The organism is Sulfuricurvum sp. MLSB, from assembly GCF_000747095.1.
In the GTDB taxonomy this organism is placed as follows: domain Bacteria; phylum Campylobacterota; class Campylobacteria; order Campylobacterales; family Sulfurimonadaceae; genus Sulfuricurvum.
Window position 1 is genome coordinate 1 of record NZ_JQGL01000008.1, and the last position, 13013, is coordinate 13013.

Here is a 13013-nt window from a genome sequence, read left to right on the forward strand (position 1 = left end):
GATTCGGTTACGATCTCCCTCAGTATCTCCCCGTCGCATCCAAGCAGCCCGAATACGAGTGCCGCGGCGATGGTGTTGGAGACGATGGGATTTCCGATCTCTTTGGCCAGTGCATCGAGATCGCAATCGTAGAGTGTGCAGTCACACTCTACATCGCTTTTTTTGGCGATCAGGATCGAGTCGTGCCGTATCCGATCCCGCGCATGCGCATAGGCAGCAGTGTCCAGAGGGACGAAAATATCTACCTTGAAGTCCGGGGCGTTCGCCGCCGTGTTCGAAACCCGGATAAGGGTCGTGTTGCTGCCGCCGCGCACTCGGGACATGTACTCTTTGGTAGAAAACGTATAAAAACCGGCCCGTTTGAATCCTTTGGCCAGCAGCGTTTCGATACTCGCGATCCCCTGCCCCGCTTTACCCCCTATCAGTATCGAAACCGAGTCTTTCATCGTTTGGCCCTCCACGTAAGCTTCCCGCCGTAATAGCCGACAACGCTCACCGAAATGACCGTCATGAAAATAATGGCATGATAAACGATCCCTGCCCCATCGGCACTGTAAGCCACGTCGGGATCGGCCATTCGCTGGGCAATCGGTATCAACCCTATCATTAAGGTGAATACCCCGCCTGCAAGCTTAATCATAAACACTTTTGTGACGGCGAAGTTGTAGTTGATCCACCAGCTGAAAATGCCGCTGATCAAAGCAAAAAGACCCGTCACCGTAGCGATGAGAAACGATAGAAAAACGGCGGCTTCGTATCCCTCGGAGGGATCAGCTAAAAACAGAATGTCGGCGAATCCGCTGAAATAGTGCAAGGCGATCGGAAAATGGACAGCCATCGGGTGCGGATGGTATTTGGCATACCATTGACGATACCGTTCTTTGGGACTCTCGTGCGGATTTTCTGTGGATTGTTCCATCTATCCCGTCCTGTCGTGTGTATGCCGAGGGTTTCACCGGCATAGGGGGAATCAGTGCCGAAACACAACCTTATGCGGTTAAGTATATAGAGGGGATGGGGAAAAGAATATTAAAAAAACAAATTATCTGTTGGGGGACTACCGACAGTCAAAAATATTTTTGTAATATAATGTGTTATTATGGATCGAACGGAACGGCAATGTTCCCGAACCCAGCGAGAAGGAGACAAAGATGGAAGAGAAAGAAAACGCCGCGTCCCGCGAAGCCAATTCGGAAAAATGTTCGGAATGGAACAAATGGAAACTATTGACCGTTGCAAACACTCTGATCCTAGGAGGATTTGTTATCGCCCAGTGTATCGCCATCAACAATATGACGCACGAGCTGGAGGAAACCCGCTCGATGCTTGTGAAACACGAATCGGCGCTGACCGATCTGATATTTAAGGGCACTTATTATGAACCGAAAGGTTTTGATCTGAGCGTGGGGCATCTCCAGAACGTGAACGATCATTTGGCCGTATCACTCATCAAAACAGAGCCGTTTGCAGAAGGCCAGAAACTCACGCTGGGCGTCTTAAATACCAGCGGCGCAACCATGAACAATGTCAAACTGAGAATTACCAAGGGAAATGAGAAAGAAGGAATCGATGTAAATGAGATCGAGCAGATCCCTGCCGGGTGGATGCCTCAAGCGACTGTTGTATTACCCAAAGAGTACGTAGGAGAAAATCTCCTGATAGGGTATCAAAAATAGTACCGCCTATCGGTTTCGCCGTCTTTTAAAAAATTATTTTGATCTGTTTGGAATGAATAGAGAAAAAAAGATAAATACGAAGATGGTGGAGCTGTGCGGAATCGAACCGCAGTCCGAAAACGGGCCACCAAAGGCGTCTACATGCTTAGAGACGTTGTTTGTGTTTCAGGCGCTTTCACACACCGTGCAAAGCTACAGCGCCCAATCCTCTAAATTCTTTCCCGTCCGAGGCACTCCGGGAGTATAGCTATCGCGATGGTTATACCCCAAACCCCTCCGGTGATAGCATAGGAGGGTAGAGCAGTCCTAGATTAAGTTAAAACTTACGCTACAGCGTAAGCAGGACGATAATTAGTGTTGTTTGCGTTTAAGCAATTTGGGCCGTGTAACGGAGGTGCCCAGTCCGGCATGCAACCTAAAGCATCCCGCTCCCGTCGAAGCCATGTCAGCCCCAAAAGAAGTGAATACGTAATTATAGCACTCTTAACTGTTAATCAGGGATTTAATATTGCGGGTAATCTCGCAGCATTTGGCAATTTTTTGGGTCGCATTGAGAGTATCGTCGAGCAAGACGCTGACGATGGCCGATCCGACGATGACGCCATCCGCCCCCTGCACTTTTTCGCGCGCCGTTTTCTCATTGACGCCGAAGCCGACGTATATGGGGGTTTGGGTATGGCGTTTGATCGACGCCAGTACGCCGCTCAAATCTTCGCTTTTGCCGCTTCCGGTGATCCCGGCATACGCGACGAGGTAGATGAATTTGCGGGAATTGGCCGTGATCGTCGCAATACGCGCATCGCTGTCGGTCGGAGCAACAAAAGAAATATTGGCCAACCCCCGGCTCTCGAACAACGGCTCGTATGCCTTGGCCTCTTCGTACGGAAGATCGGGGATAATCAGCCCGTTGACGCCGATCGCTTTGGCGCGCTCAAGCAGACTTTCCATCCCGTACTGGTAGAACGGATTGAAATACCCCATCCACAACGTATCGATCTTGGGAGCGATCTGTTCGGAAATGGTGAGGATGTCGGCAAATCGGAACCCCCCTGCCAGCGAACGTCCGTTAGCCTCTTCGATAACGGGGCCATCAGCCACCGGATCAGAAAACGGGACGCCTAATTCCAGCGTATCGACACCGTTTTCCGCCAGTGCAGAAGCTAAATCGACCGTAAAATCGGTATCGGGGTATCCGGCGGTAATGTATGCTACGAGTTGCTTCACTCTGTCTCCATATCGGGTAAAATTAAGAGGGAGAAGTGGACTTTGGAAAGTTCGTTGTCCATTTTGAGATCTTCCTGCCATTGCATGAACATATCGGCGACGCTGACAAGCCAGTTCACCGTCTCGTCATTGGCCTTCTTATCACGTACGCGCAGCTGTTCGAGCGCATCTTCCGCAAATGCGGCGAGGCGCGTCATCGGTTCCATTTGCAGATAGCCCGACGCCGATTTGATGTTATGAAAAATCCGAAACAGTTCGTCAAGACTGCGATGATAGCGCGTATCGTTTCCCAGATCAATAATCAGCGATTCCATGATCTCTACCATCATCGCGTAGTGGTCCAGAAACTCATCGATGATTTCAAAGTCGAAATTCGCTTCAAGCTCGCTTCGTATGCCCATGCCGATCTTCTCCTGTGCGTTCAGATTATAGCGACGTTTTGTTTAATATCCTCCCTGAAATTGCCATCAAATGGCTATGCGATCCAAATTTTGGGTAAACTATCTACTTTAAACAATAGAAGAGACTACACAACGATGAAAAAGCTTACTATCGGTTCCATTCAAAAACGAAAAAGCGGTGTGCCGCTCGTGATGATCACAGCTTATGATGCCTTGTTCGCACGTCTCTTTGCCGAGAGTGCGGACATCCTTCTCGTCGGAGACAGCCTCAACATGAGCTTCGGCGGGAACCCGGACACCCTGAGTGCCACGATGGATCAGATGATCTACCATACGGCTGCCGTATGCAAAGGTGCTTCTGAAACGTTCGTCATTGCGGACATGCCTTTCGGAAGCTATATCGACACTACGAGCGCTTTGACAAATGCCATGCGCGTTTACCGCGAAACGCCTGCCGATGCGGTCAAAATCGAGGGGGGGGCGGATAAAGCCGACCTCGTGCGTCATCTCACCGCCAACGGAATCGCCGTATGCGGCCATATCGGCCTGCTTCCCCAAGCAGTACGCGCCGAAGGGGGATACAAAGTCAAGGGCAAATCCGAAGATGAAGCCCTCTCACTGATTGCCGATGCGCAAGCCATCGAGCAGGCGGGAGCCTTTATCGTGGTCATCGAAGGGGTAAAAGCCGATGTCGCAACGCGCGTAGCGCAAAGCGTCTCTATCCCCGTCATCGGGATCGGCGCGGGCAACGGTGTCGACGGTCAGGTGCTGGTATTCTCCGATATGCTCGGACTGTATGAGCCGTTCGTCCCAAAATTTGTCAAACAGTACATGAACGGCGCCGCATTGGTCAAAGAAGCGGTCAAAAACTACGCCGATGACGTCAAACAGCGCAGTTTCCCCGATGAAAACCATGTCTATTAGGGATTTCTGACGTGGAACGTATTGTAGAGATTGAAAAATTCAGCACCGAGGATGCGACGGAAATGTCGCTGCGCCCGAGCGGATGGAACGATTACATCGGGCAGGAACAGATTAAAAAAAATCTCGGGGTTTTTATCGAAGCGAGTAAAAAACGCTCCGAAGCCCTCGATCACGTCCTCTTTTATGGCCCTCCGGGTCTGGGAAAAACGACGCTGGCCCTCATTATCGCCAACGAAATGGGCAGCAACATCAAAGTCACCGCCGCACCCATGATCGAAAAAAGCGGCGATCTCGCCGCCATCCTCACCAATCTTGAAGAAGGAGACATTCTCTTTATCGACGAAATCCACCGCCTCTCCCCTGCGGTCGAAGAGATTCTCTATCCGTCGATGGAAGATTTCCGCCTCGACATCATTATCGGAAGCGGCCCTGCGGCGCAAACGGTCAAGATCGACCTGCCCCGCTTTACCCTCATCGGCGCGACAACGCGGGCCGGGATGCTCTCCAACCCGCTGCGTGACCGGTTCGGGATGAATTTTCGGATGCAGTTTTATACCCCTGACGAGCTGTGCGATATTATCGCTCAAGCATCGCTGAAATTGGGAAAATCCATAGACACAAAAGCGGCTCTTGAGATTGCCAAACGCTCCCGCGGGACACCTCGTATTGCGCTTCGCCTCCTCAAACGGGTACGCGATTTCGCCGACGTCGCCAATGAAAACACCATCGTGCATGAACGTTCCCAATACGCCCTCGATCAGCTGGGGATCAATTCCAACGGCTTTGACGAGATGGATATCCGACTTCTCAAGCTTCTGATGGAAGCCAAAGGCCGGGCGATGGGTCTCAGTACGATCGCGGCGGCCCTGAGCGAAGACGAAGGGACCATCGAGGATGTTCTCGAGCCGTACCTGCTCGCCAACGGCTATCTGGAACGGACGGCCCGAGGACGTGTCGCCACACCGAAAACCTACGATCTGTTGAAATTCGGAATCCCTCAAAGCGGTTTGTTTGAATGATTAAAAAAGAACATTTCACCCTCATCCTTCTGCTGTTTGTAAGTTATGGGGTTTACCGTCTTTATGAGCCGTTTTGGACGAATATCGTCATCGCCGTATTGCTGGCAATTTCAACCTATCATATCCAAATGGGATTCGCCCATTTGACCCGAAGCCGTTTTTGGGCTTCATTTCTCTCGACACTCGTCCTCTCAGCTCTCTTTTTTGCGCCGCTGGGGTATTTTTTGTTTCATCTTTCCGTCTTTTTGCAAAACCTCGATCCTGCGTCCTTGATGGCTTTCGAAGCCAAAGTCCGGGGGTGGATGGAACACCTTCCCCCTTTCCTGTCACGGTTTGAAACGAAAATCGAAGCATCGTTGAATCAGCTCGATACGGGGGCAATGGCACAGCATGCCATCGATTACGCTTCCCAGATCGGGAGTTTCGCCATGTCGTTTGTCTCGGGGGCTGTTTTTATCCTCATCTTCTATTTCATAGCACACTATTACGGCAAAGACATTTTCGAGTTCTTCAAACGCTCCACCCATTTGCCGCAACAGGAAAGCACGTTGATCCTGTTCGAGATGCGCTCAAGCATGAGCGTCGTATTCTATTCGATTCTTGCAACCGCCGTGTTGGAGGGAGCACTGTTTGGCGTAGCAGTCGGGTACATGGGATACAACGGATTGCTTTTTGGCATCATGTACGGATTTGCTTCGCTTATCCCCGTCATCGGCGGCGTGATCATGTGGGTGCCGTTTGCCCTGTACGAACTCTCGATCGGAAATACCCAAAACGCTCTTTTTATCTCTGCCTATACGATCATCGTTATCTCGGTCATCGCCGATACGTTCGTCAAGCCGATCATCATCAAGATCATCAACCAAAAACTGATCAAACCGCAAGAGAAAATCAACGAACTCGTTATCTTCTTCGCCATTATCGCAGGACTCGCGACGTTCGGTTTTTGGGGGATGATCATCGGACCCGCCATTACGGTGCTATTTTTGACCCTACTGCGGATCACCGAGGCCCAACATGAAGAGAACGATCATTAATCCCGTTAACATTGAGTTGATGGAGCGTTTAGAGAGATTATCTATGATGACAGTGTACAAACCCAATCAACGGAGAAACACAATGAAAAAGATTCTAAGTATGGCCCTGATCCTCGGAACGACTGCGCTAATGGCAGGCCCGATGGGGCAAGGAATGATGCAAGGCGGCATGAACGGAGGAATGTGCGGCGGCGGGTTAATGGAAAAATGCCAATGCGATACAAAACAACTTCCAAGAGCATTGGAAGCGCTTGATTTGAGCGACAAACAAAAAGAACAGATCGTCAAACTGCGCGAAGAGGGACAGGCATTCCACAACAAACAGCGCGAAAAAATGCTGAATGTTTTGACGCCCGACCAACGCGGCAAGCTTGACTATATGCAAAAACTCAAAGAGCTGAAAAGAGCAGATATGGGTCCATCGATGCCAATGTCAGGCATGGGATGCAAAAACTGCAAATAAGGCTGAGCGTTCATGATTAAAATCCTTCTGATCGAAGACGATCTCGAAATCTCGGATCTGTTGACCCAGTATTTGAACCGTTATCAGATGGAGGTAATCGCGTACGAACATCCCAAAGCCGCGCTCGCGTCCTTGGGAATTGAGTCGTACGACCTCGTACTTCTCGACCTCACCCTCCCCGATATCGACGGATTGGACGTATGCAAAGCGTTAAGAGAACGCAGCGACATTCCGATCATTATTTCCTCGGCCCGGAGTGATTTGGGAGACAAAGTCATCGCCCTTGAATTGGGTGCGGACGACTATCTCCCCAAGCCCTACGAGCCCAGAGAACTCGTCGCACGCATACAAAGCCTGCTTCGCAGAATCAACGGCAAGACGATTCAGGCTAGCAGCGATACCTTCCGTGTCGATGAGACCGGCATCTATAAAGACGGCGCGCTTCTTCCGCTGACACGCGCCGAATTCGAGCTTCTGGCCCTTTTGATCAAACACCGCCGTCAGATCATTTCCCGCGATTTTATCGCAAACAACGTCGAAGCGATCGGATGGGAAAGCTCGGAGCGGAGCATTGACGTCCTGATCAGCCGGATACGCCAAAAAATCGAAGCCAACCCCAAACATCCAACACTCATCCGTTCCATCCGCGGTATGGGCTATCAGTTTACCCTATGATTTCCCGCCGACATTCCGTTTTTTTCAAACTCCACGCCTTCTTTTTTCTGGCATTGCTCGTCTTGATCCTTCTCTTCCTTTCGGCACTTGGGGAGCAGGAACGGCAAAAATTCCACCTTCTCGCCCATCGTTCGATGGAACTTTCACGGATCATCGACGAGACGCAGGGGCGAAGCTGTGCGCAGACGAACGAGGAGCTACAGGCGGCAGGATTTCAGGTCATCGAAGCTAAAACGCCCCGCTGCGAAGCGATCGATCTGCCTCCTCCGTTACGTTCACGGCTCCTGTCGCGCAATGTCCGTGTCATGATCTATAAAGACGATACGGGATTTATTTACGAACTTGATCAGGGACATTGCAAAATGTACTACCGCGATACGGTTGAGGGAAAAACCTATTACTTTATCTGGTTTTTGTTCTTTGCCCTTCTCGGCGGGCTGGTGAGCATGTACCTGTTGCTGTGGAGCAATCTGCAGCCGCTCAAACGGCTCTATGAGCAGATACGTCTCTACGGGGAAGGAAAAGAGACCATTAACACCACGAGCAAAGGAAAAGACGAAATCGCTCTCATATCCAATGCGTTTAATGACGCGCTCGAAAAACAGTCAAAACTGAAAAACTCGCGCGAACTCTTTTTGCGTAACATCATGCACGAACTTAAAACGCCGATTACCAAAGGAAAGCTCATCATCGAACTGGAAGAACCGAGCCCTAACCGGAATCTTTTGGGGAAACTTTTTAACCGTCTGGAGCATCTGATCAACCAGATGGCGCAGATCGAGAAGATGCACGCGTTTGTGCTCCATAAAGAGCCGACTTCGCTTAATCGCATCATTCATACGGCCATCGAGAATCTTCTCATTGATTCCGAAAACATCCGCCTCTCAGGATGCGACCGAACGTTGAACGTCGATCCCTCTCTCTTTACGAGCGCGCTGCAAAACCTGATCGACAATGCGTACCGCCATGCGACGTCTTATCCCATCGACATCGACTGCAACGACGAAAAAATCTGCATACACAACAGCGGCGAACCGCTCAAACGTCCCGTCGAAGAAGCGCTACAGGCATTTGTGACCGAACGGGGAGATGGAGGGCTTGGGCTTGGGCTTTATATCGCCCAGTCCGTGTGCGAACTGCACCGATTTGATTTACAATACAGTTATGAAGAAGGAATTCACTGCTTTTGCGTTTGGTTCCGTGAACGAAAATAAATCCAGAGAATAGCCGCAACCGCCGCCATCGCAAAACTGAGGACCATCCCCAACGTCAGCCAGTTGCCGATCAGATAGCCGATCTGCGCGTCAGGGGCTCGGTAAAATTCGACCAATCCGCGTCCGATCCCGTACGATACACCATACACTAAGATCAGCTCTCCTTCAAATGCTTTGCGTTTACGGTACAGATAGATGATCGCAAATACGACGATCCCCTCGACAAACGCTTCGTAGAGTTGCGAAGGGTGGCGCAGGGTATCGTAAACGTATATTCCCCACGGAACGTCGGTAGCGCGTCCGACCAGTTCCTGATTGAGAAAATTACCGATCCGTCCGAACACGTACCCAAGAGGCACGGAGATCGCTACGACATCCATCAGCCGCCCGAACGGAATGCCGCTTCGGCGGACGTACAGATACGACGCGATCAAAAACCCTATCACCGCGCCGTGATAACTCATCCCGCGGATTCCGACGTACTGCCCGTCCATGAAGGGGTTGAAAATCTGCCACGGGTGGGTCAGATAATACATCGAATGGGGATCGTAGAAGAAAACGTACCCAAGCCGCGCCCCCAAAATCACCCCAAAAACTTCCCAGGAAAAAAAATCGTCCAGCTGCTCTTTGGTGATGGCGATCTTGTCTTTTTCGATAATCCATTTGGCGATCGCAAACGCCGTAAAGAGCGCCGTGACGTACATCAGACCGTACCAATGGACGGGAATAGGCCCCAACGTAAACGCTACGGGGTTAAAATGCTCGTAAATATGGTTCCAGTATTCCAATCTCTACCCCTTGATTCTTTTGGCATCGACTAAATAATCGCGCCCTACGCGCCCGATGTTTCGTAGATGCACGTTATAGCGCTCGTCCACCACCCCCTCGGCATAGTAAAAGTGCTCGATTTTCAAAAAAGCGATGGTCATAGGGCTATCTTTGAGCTCGGTGATCTGATACAGCGAGCACAACAGCGCTGCCTGCGCATCCGCAACTATCGGCGGATATTCGTCCAGCACTGCTTTCATGTCGATACGGCAGTGTTCGCTTTCGCTGACGCCATAAGGGAGCGGTTCAGCACTCGCTTCGATGGGGGATGCATGAGCCTCATGGGCAAGGGATATCGTCGCTTTGCTCATATCGAGAATATTGCGGATCGTGTCTTTAAGCCCGCCGTTTTCGTGTTGTCTGAACGATACCATGACGCACGGCGGTTCCGATGAAACGGGAATGAAATAGCTGTAGGGGGCAAGGTTCAATCCCCCTTCCCCTTCCGTCGAAATCCATGCAATCGGACGGGGGAAGATCGTATTGCTCATCATTTTGTAAACGGTGTCAGGTTTGAGTTCGGTCGGATCGATGATCACTGCTTCTCCTTCTGGTGCTGTCCAATGATTTGGGTGAGTACTTCAAGATTTTGGTTCAGACGGTACGCTTTGCCAAATCCCATCACGACGTTGCCGCCCAGAGGAGAAAGCCTGAAGAGGTGAAAATCGCCCATCTGCGTCAAAGAACCAACGAGTTCAGGATTGAAATGAGCCTTCAACCGCTCGATTATTGCAGCGTACATCGGATCGGGGCGAACCGTTTCCGATGCTCTGGCTTCTATCGTAACCCGCTTGCGGGCAAACGGCTGGGCGCATTGCGATTCATCCTCGGCAAACAGCAGCGAGATATCGGGGTTGGCTAAAAGGTTTCGTCCGTGCTGGGCCACGGTACTGATGAGGATATAAAAATCGCTCCCCATCCGTACGTACGGCGCCGTACTGGCGTGCGGCAAACCTTCGGGAGTCAACGAAGCGATAACGAGGGTTTGAAACGTTTCCAGAAACGATTCGACCTCCAATCCCGTCATTTTCGGAGTGCTTCCGCGATCAGTTCGATCGGATTTTTAAAGACGACGTCGACATCCGCTTCGTGCAGCGAGTTGTTGATCTGCATCCGGCACGCGCTGCACTCGGCGGTAACGATTTGTGCCCCTGTTTTGCCGATCATCGCCGCTTTCGGACGGCCTGCGGCCTGCGCAAAATGGAATTTTTCCGTCTGCATCGTCACCCCTCCGAAACCGCAGCAGGCGTTGGGGTCGCTCATCTCGGTAATCGTGTAGTTCTGGCTCACGAGACGGCGCGGTTCCTGATAGATACCCTGCATTTTACGCGCATGGCACGGATCGTGATAGGTGACCGTCAAATCGCTGCGTCCTTTGGAAGCCAGCACCGCTTTCAAATCCGTTTTTTGCTCCAGCCACTCGGTCGCCATGAAAATCTTGGATTTGAGTTTTTTGGCCCGCTCAAGCCACTCAGGCTGATCATGGAAAAAGTGTTCGTAATCGATTTTGATCATCGCACTGCACGTTGCTTCGGGAATAATGATCGCCTCCACATCATCGATAAAACTCTCAAAATACTCGATATTTTTCTTGGCATTGTGATCTACCGTCGCGAAATCACCCGTAAAGTAGGCAGGTGCGCCGCAGCAAAGCTGTTTTTTGGGGATAAAGGCATCGATTTCAAGAGCTTCGAGAATCTCCAGAAGCCCTTTGCCGATCTCGGTGTAACTGTAGTTCGCCAGACACCCGATGAAGATCGCGACACGACGTTTTCCGCCGTGAGGGATGTTTTCGGGATGGCTGTTAAGAAACGACGTTTTCCCCATCGAGGGGAGCAAACGGTCTTTTTTGATGATCGGAAGCGAAAAGCGCGGCGTCATAGACTGCGTTTGCTCTTTGATCTTGAAGCCGCACGTCTGGAAAACATATCCGAGTTTAAAAAGAATGTCCATCAGCGTCCGGTGGCGGAGCAAAAAGAAGAATGCCCGCTTGAACCATGCAATCCCGTATTTATCGGCGATATCGGCACGCACCTGTTCGATCACCATATCCGTCGGAAGCGCTTTAGGACAGACGTCGGTACAGTTGGTACACAAAAAACAGCTCTCGAAAATCTCTTTGGCGTTTCTGTCCAGTTCCAACTGCCCCCGCTGATACGCTCCCAGCAGATCGATAAACCCGCGGGGAGAGGTGACCTCATCGGCATTGACGTTGTGGATCGTACAGACGGGGATACATTTCCCGCACTTGATGCACGCATCGGAAGTTTCGGTAAAGTTAAACAATTCGCCTTTGCGTGTCATATCACACCGTCTTGCTAAACGCTTTATCGCTGGATGCGTGGCGTTTCATATAGGCGTCAAATGGCATCGCGATGTTACGGATCAATAGCGTTCCCGTAGGGGAGCATTCGATCGCTTCGGGGGTAATGGTGAGCAATCCGTCCGCTTCGAACGGCTTGAGTTCCGCAATCGCAGAGCCGAAATACTCCGCGAATTTTACCCCGTACGCGGCTTCGAAACGGGGAATATCGAGCTTGAAGTTGCTCATCAGTTCCATAATGACGTACTGGCGGATGCGGTCGTCCGTATTTAGGGCAACTCCACGCTCGTGCGGCAGGCGTCCCGCGTCGATGGCCGCTTCGTACGCGTCCATCTCTTTGAAGTTCTGGGCATAGTAGTCTGCCCCCTCGCCGATACTGGTAAGACCGATGCCGATCAGGTCGGCCCCTCCTTTGGTCGTGTATCCTTGAAAGTTGCGGTGAAGTTCCCCTTTTTCAATCGCTTTGAAAAGTTCGTCTTCGGGTTTGGCGAAGTGATCCATACCGATCATTCTATAGCCCCGCTCACTCATATGATCGATCGTGTAGCGCATGATGGCAAGTTTTTCGCTCGGATGCGGCAGCGTCGTTTCGTCGATTTTGCGCATCGTCTTCTTCAACCACGGCACATGCGCGTAGTTGAACACGGCAAAACGGTCGGGATCAAGCGAAACAGCCAGGTCAAGGGTCTTTTTGAACGTTTCCAGGCTCTGATACGGCAGACCGTAGATCAGATCGACATTCACGCTGACCATGTTGTATTTGCGTGCCAGATCCATCGCGTCTTTAGTGATGTCGTACGGTTGAACGCGGTGAACGGCAACCTGAACTTTCTCGTCGAAATCCTGTATCCCGAAACTGACACGGTTGAACCCTGCCTCGCTGAGAACTTTCATCTGCTCATCATTGATATGGCGCGGATCGATCTCGCAGCTGATCTCGGCACCTTCTGCGAAGTTTTTGAAATGGCTCTTGATCGCCGCGATAATCCGGTACAGCTGATCGGCATCGAAAAATGTCGGGGTTCCCCCTCCGAAATGGAGCTGTATAACGGGACGGTTCACGTCGATGTGCTGCGCCAGAATGGCAAGTTCGCGCGTCAGATAATCGATATAGCGCTCTTTTTTATCCTCTTTGGACGTAAATACGACGTTACAGCCGCAGAAGTAACAGGCGTTTTTGCAAAAAGGGAGATGAAAATAAAGCGACAGCGCCCGTGATGGGTCCTGCG

General features: G+C 51.1%; 16 protein-coding genes and 1 other RNA gene. 7 read left to right on the forward strand and 10 right to left on the reverse strand.

Features of this window, described 5'->3' with window-relative positions:
* Both JU82_RS00745 and JU82_RS11520 read right to left on the reverse strand, forming a co-directional pair.
* A partial coding sequence (locus JU82_RS00745) for a 2-oxoacid:acceptor oxidoreductase family protein (protein ID WP_037945594.1) occupies positions 1–446 on the reverse strand: 446 nt, incomplete at its 3' end.
* Positions 443–919, reverse strand: coding sequence for a DUF2231 domain-containing protein (locus JU82_RS11520; RefSeq protein ID WP_294891930.1), 477 nt, complete (start codon positions 917–919; stop codon positions 443–445). The genes JU82_RS11520 and JU82_RS00745, both read right to left, overlap by 4 nt.
* Positions 920–1151: 232 nt before the next feature.
* Between JU82_RS11520 and JU82_RS00755 the strand changes: the two genes are divergently transcribed.
* Positions 1152–1676, forward strand: coding sequence for a hypothetical protein (locus JU82_RS00755; RefSeq protein ID WP_037945595.1), 525 nt, complete (start codon positions 1152–1154; stop codon positions 1674–1676).
* Between the two features lie 83 nt (positions 1677–1759).
* Here the strand turns inward: JU82_RS00755 and ssrA are convergent.
* The 3 genes from ssrA to JU82_RS00765 all read right to left on the reverse strand — a co-directional run bounded on the left by ssrA (position 1760) and on the right by JU82_RS00765 (position 3301).
* Positions 1760–2129, reverse strand: a transfer-messenger RNA (tmRNA) gene (ssrA, locus tag JU82_RS11525).
* 30 nt (positions 2130–2159) lie between these two features.
* Entirely contained in the window at positions 2160–2900 is a 741-nt protein-coding gene (trpA, locus tag JU82_RS00760; protein ID WP_037945596.1) for a tryptophan synthase subunit alpha, read from the reverse strand.
* A complete protein-coding gene (locus tag JU82_RS00765) occupies positions 2897–3301 on the reverse strand; it encodes an Hpt domain-containing protein (protein ID WP_037945597.1) in 405 nt (134 codons plus the stop codon). Before JU82_RS00765 ends, trpA begins: the two co-directional genes overlap by 4 nt.
* A 135-nt stretch (positions 3302–3436) precedes the next feature.
* Here JU82_RS00765 and panB point away from each other — a divergent pair, with 135 nt between their 5' ends.
* The 6 genes from panB (at position 3437) to JU82_RS00795 (ending at position 8633) form a co-directional block, all read left to right on the forward strand.
* Entirely contained in the window at positions 3437–4225 is a 789-nt protein-coding gene (gene panB, locus JU82_RS00770) for a 3-methyl-2-oxobutanoate hydroxymethyltransferase (RefSeq protein WP_037945599.1), read from the forward strand.
* A gap of 11 nt (positions 4226–4236) precedes the next feature.
* Positions 4237–5244: a Holliday junction branch migration DNA helicase RuvB gene (gene ruvB / locus JU82_RS00775; RefSeq protein WP_037945600.1), complete on the forward strand. Its 1008-nt coding sequence runs from the start codon at positions 4237–4239 to the stop codon at positions 5242–5244.
* Positions 5241–6281, forward strand: a complete 1041-nt coding sequence (locus tag JU82_RS00780) for an AI-2E family transporter (protein ID WP_037945601.1) — start codon at positions 5241–5243, stop codon at positions 6279–6281. The genes ruvB and JU82_RS00780 overlap by 4 nt, the downstream gene beginning before the upstream one ends.
* Before the next feature lie 82 nt (positions 6282–6363).
* Positions 6364–6744, forward strand: coding sequence for a hypothetical protein (locus tag JU82_RS00785; protein ID WP_294891936.1), 381 nt, complete (start codon positions 6364–6366; stop codon positions 6742–6744).
* A gap of 12 nt (positions 6745–6756) precedes the next feature.
* Positions 6757–7419: a response regulator transcription factor gene (locus JU82_RS00790; protein WP_037945604.1), complete on the forward strand. Its 663-nt coding sequence runs from the start codon at positions 6757–6759 to the stop codon at positions 7417–7419.
* Positions 7416–8633: an ArsS family sensor histidine kinase gene (locus JU82_RS00795; protein WP_037945606.1), complete on the forward strand. Its 1218-nt coding sequence runs from the start codon at positions 7416–7418 to the stop codon at positions 8631–8633. Before JU82_RS00790 ends, JU82_RS00795 begins: the two co-directional genes overlap by 4 nt.
* Here the strand turns inward: JU82_RS00795 and lgt are convergent.
* From lgt to hemN, 5 genes are all read right to left on the reverse strand, one after another.
* Positions 8597–9421, reverse strand: a complete 825-nt coding sequence (gene lgt, locus JU82_RS00800; RefSeq protein ID WP_037945607.1) for a prolipoprotein diacylglyceryl transferase — start codon at positions 9419–9421, stop codon at positions 8597–8599. The two genes, JU82_RS00795 and lgt, sit on opposite strands and share 37 nt — an antisense overlap.
* A gap of 3 nt (positions 9422–9424) precedes the next feature.
* The gene (locus tag JU82_RS00805) at positions 9425–10000 is read right to left on the reverse strand and encodes a flavin reductase family protein (protein WP_294891939.1); all 576 of its coding nucleotides are present in this window, start codon (positions 9998–10000) and stop codon (positions 9425–9427) included.
* Positions 9997–10488 (reverse strand): HugZ family protein, encoded by a 492-nt coding sequence (locus JU82_RS00810; RefSeq protein ID WP_037945608.1) that lies wholly within the window; start codon positions 10486–10488, stop codon positions 9997–9999. Before JU82_RS00810 ends, JU82_RS00805 begins: the two co-directional genes overlap by 4 nt.
* Positions 10485–11765: a (Fe-S)-binding protein gene (locus JU82_RS00815; RefSeq protein WP_037945610.1), complete on the reverse strand. Its 1281-nt coding sequence runs from the start codon at positions 11763–11765 to the stop codon at positions 10485–10487. The genes JU82_RS00810 and JU82_RS00815 overlap by 4 nt, the downstream gene beginning before the upstream one ends.
* A gap of 1 nt (position 11766) precedes the next feature.
* The coding region (gene hemN, locus JU82_RS00820) for an oxygen-independent coproporphyrinogen III oxidase (protein ID WP_037945611.1) at positions 11767–13013 on the reverse strand (1247 nt) is incomplete at its 5' end.

Bases quoted from the DNA above. Each gene is read 5' to 3' on its own strand.
- JU82_RS11520 (WP_294891930.1), bottom strand. From the start codon at position 919: ATGGAACAATCCACAGAAAATCCGCACGAGAGTCCCAAAGAACGGTAT.
- JU82_RS00755 (WP_037945595.1), top strand. From the start codon at position 1,152: ATGGAAGAGAAAGAAAACGCCGCGTCCCGCGAAGCCAATTCGGAAAAA.
- JU82_RS00765 (WP_037945597.1), bottom strand. From the start codon at position 3,301: ATGGGCATACGAAGCGAGCTTGAAGCGAATTTCGACTTTGAAATCATC.
- panB (WP_037945599.1), top strand. From the start codon at position 3,437: ATGAAAAAGCTTACTATCGGTTCCATTCAAAAACGAAAAAGCGGTGTG.
- JU82_RS00780 (WP_037945601.1), top strand. From the start codon at position 5,241: ATGATTAAAAAAGAACATTTCACCCTCATCCTTCTGCTGTTTGTAAGT.
- JU82_RS00785 (WP_294891936.1), top strand. From the start codon at position 6,364: ATGAAAAAGATTCTAAGTATGGCCCTGATCCTCGGAACGACTGCGCTA.
- JU82_RS00790 (WP_037945604.1), top strand. From the start codon at position 6,757: ATGATTAAAATCCTTCTGATCGAAGACGATCTCGAAATCTCGGATCTG.
- JU82_RS00795 (WP_037945606.1), top strand. From the start codon at position 7,416: ATGATTTCCCGCCGACATTCCGTTTTTTTCAAACTCCACGCCTTCTTT.
- JU82_RS00810 (WP_037945608.1), bottom strand. From the start codon at position 10,488: ATGACGGGATTGGAGGTCGAATCGTTTCTGGAAACGTTTCAAACCCTC.
- JU82_RS00815 (WP_037945610.1), bottom strand. From the start codon at position 11,765: ATGACACGCAAAGGCGAATTGTTTAACTTTACCGAAACTTCCGATGCG.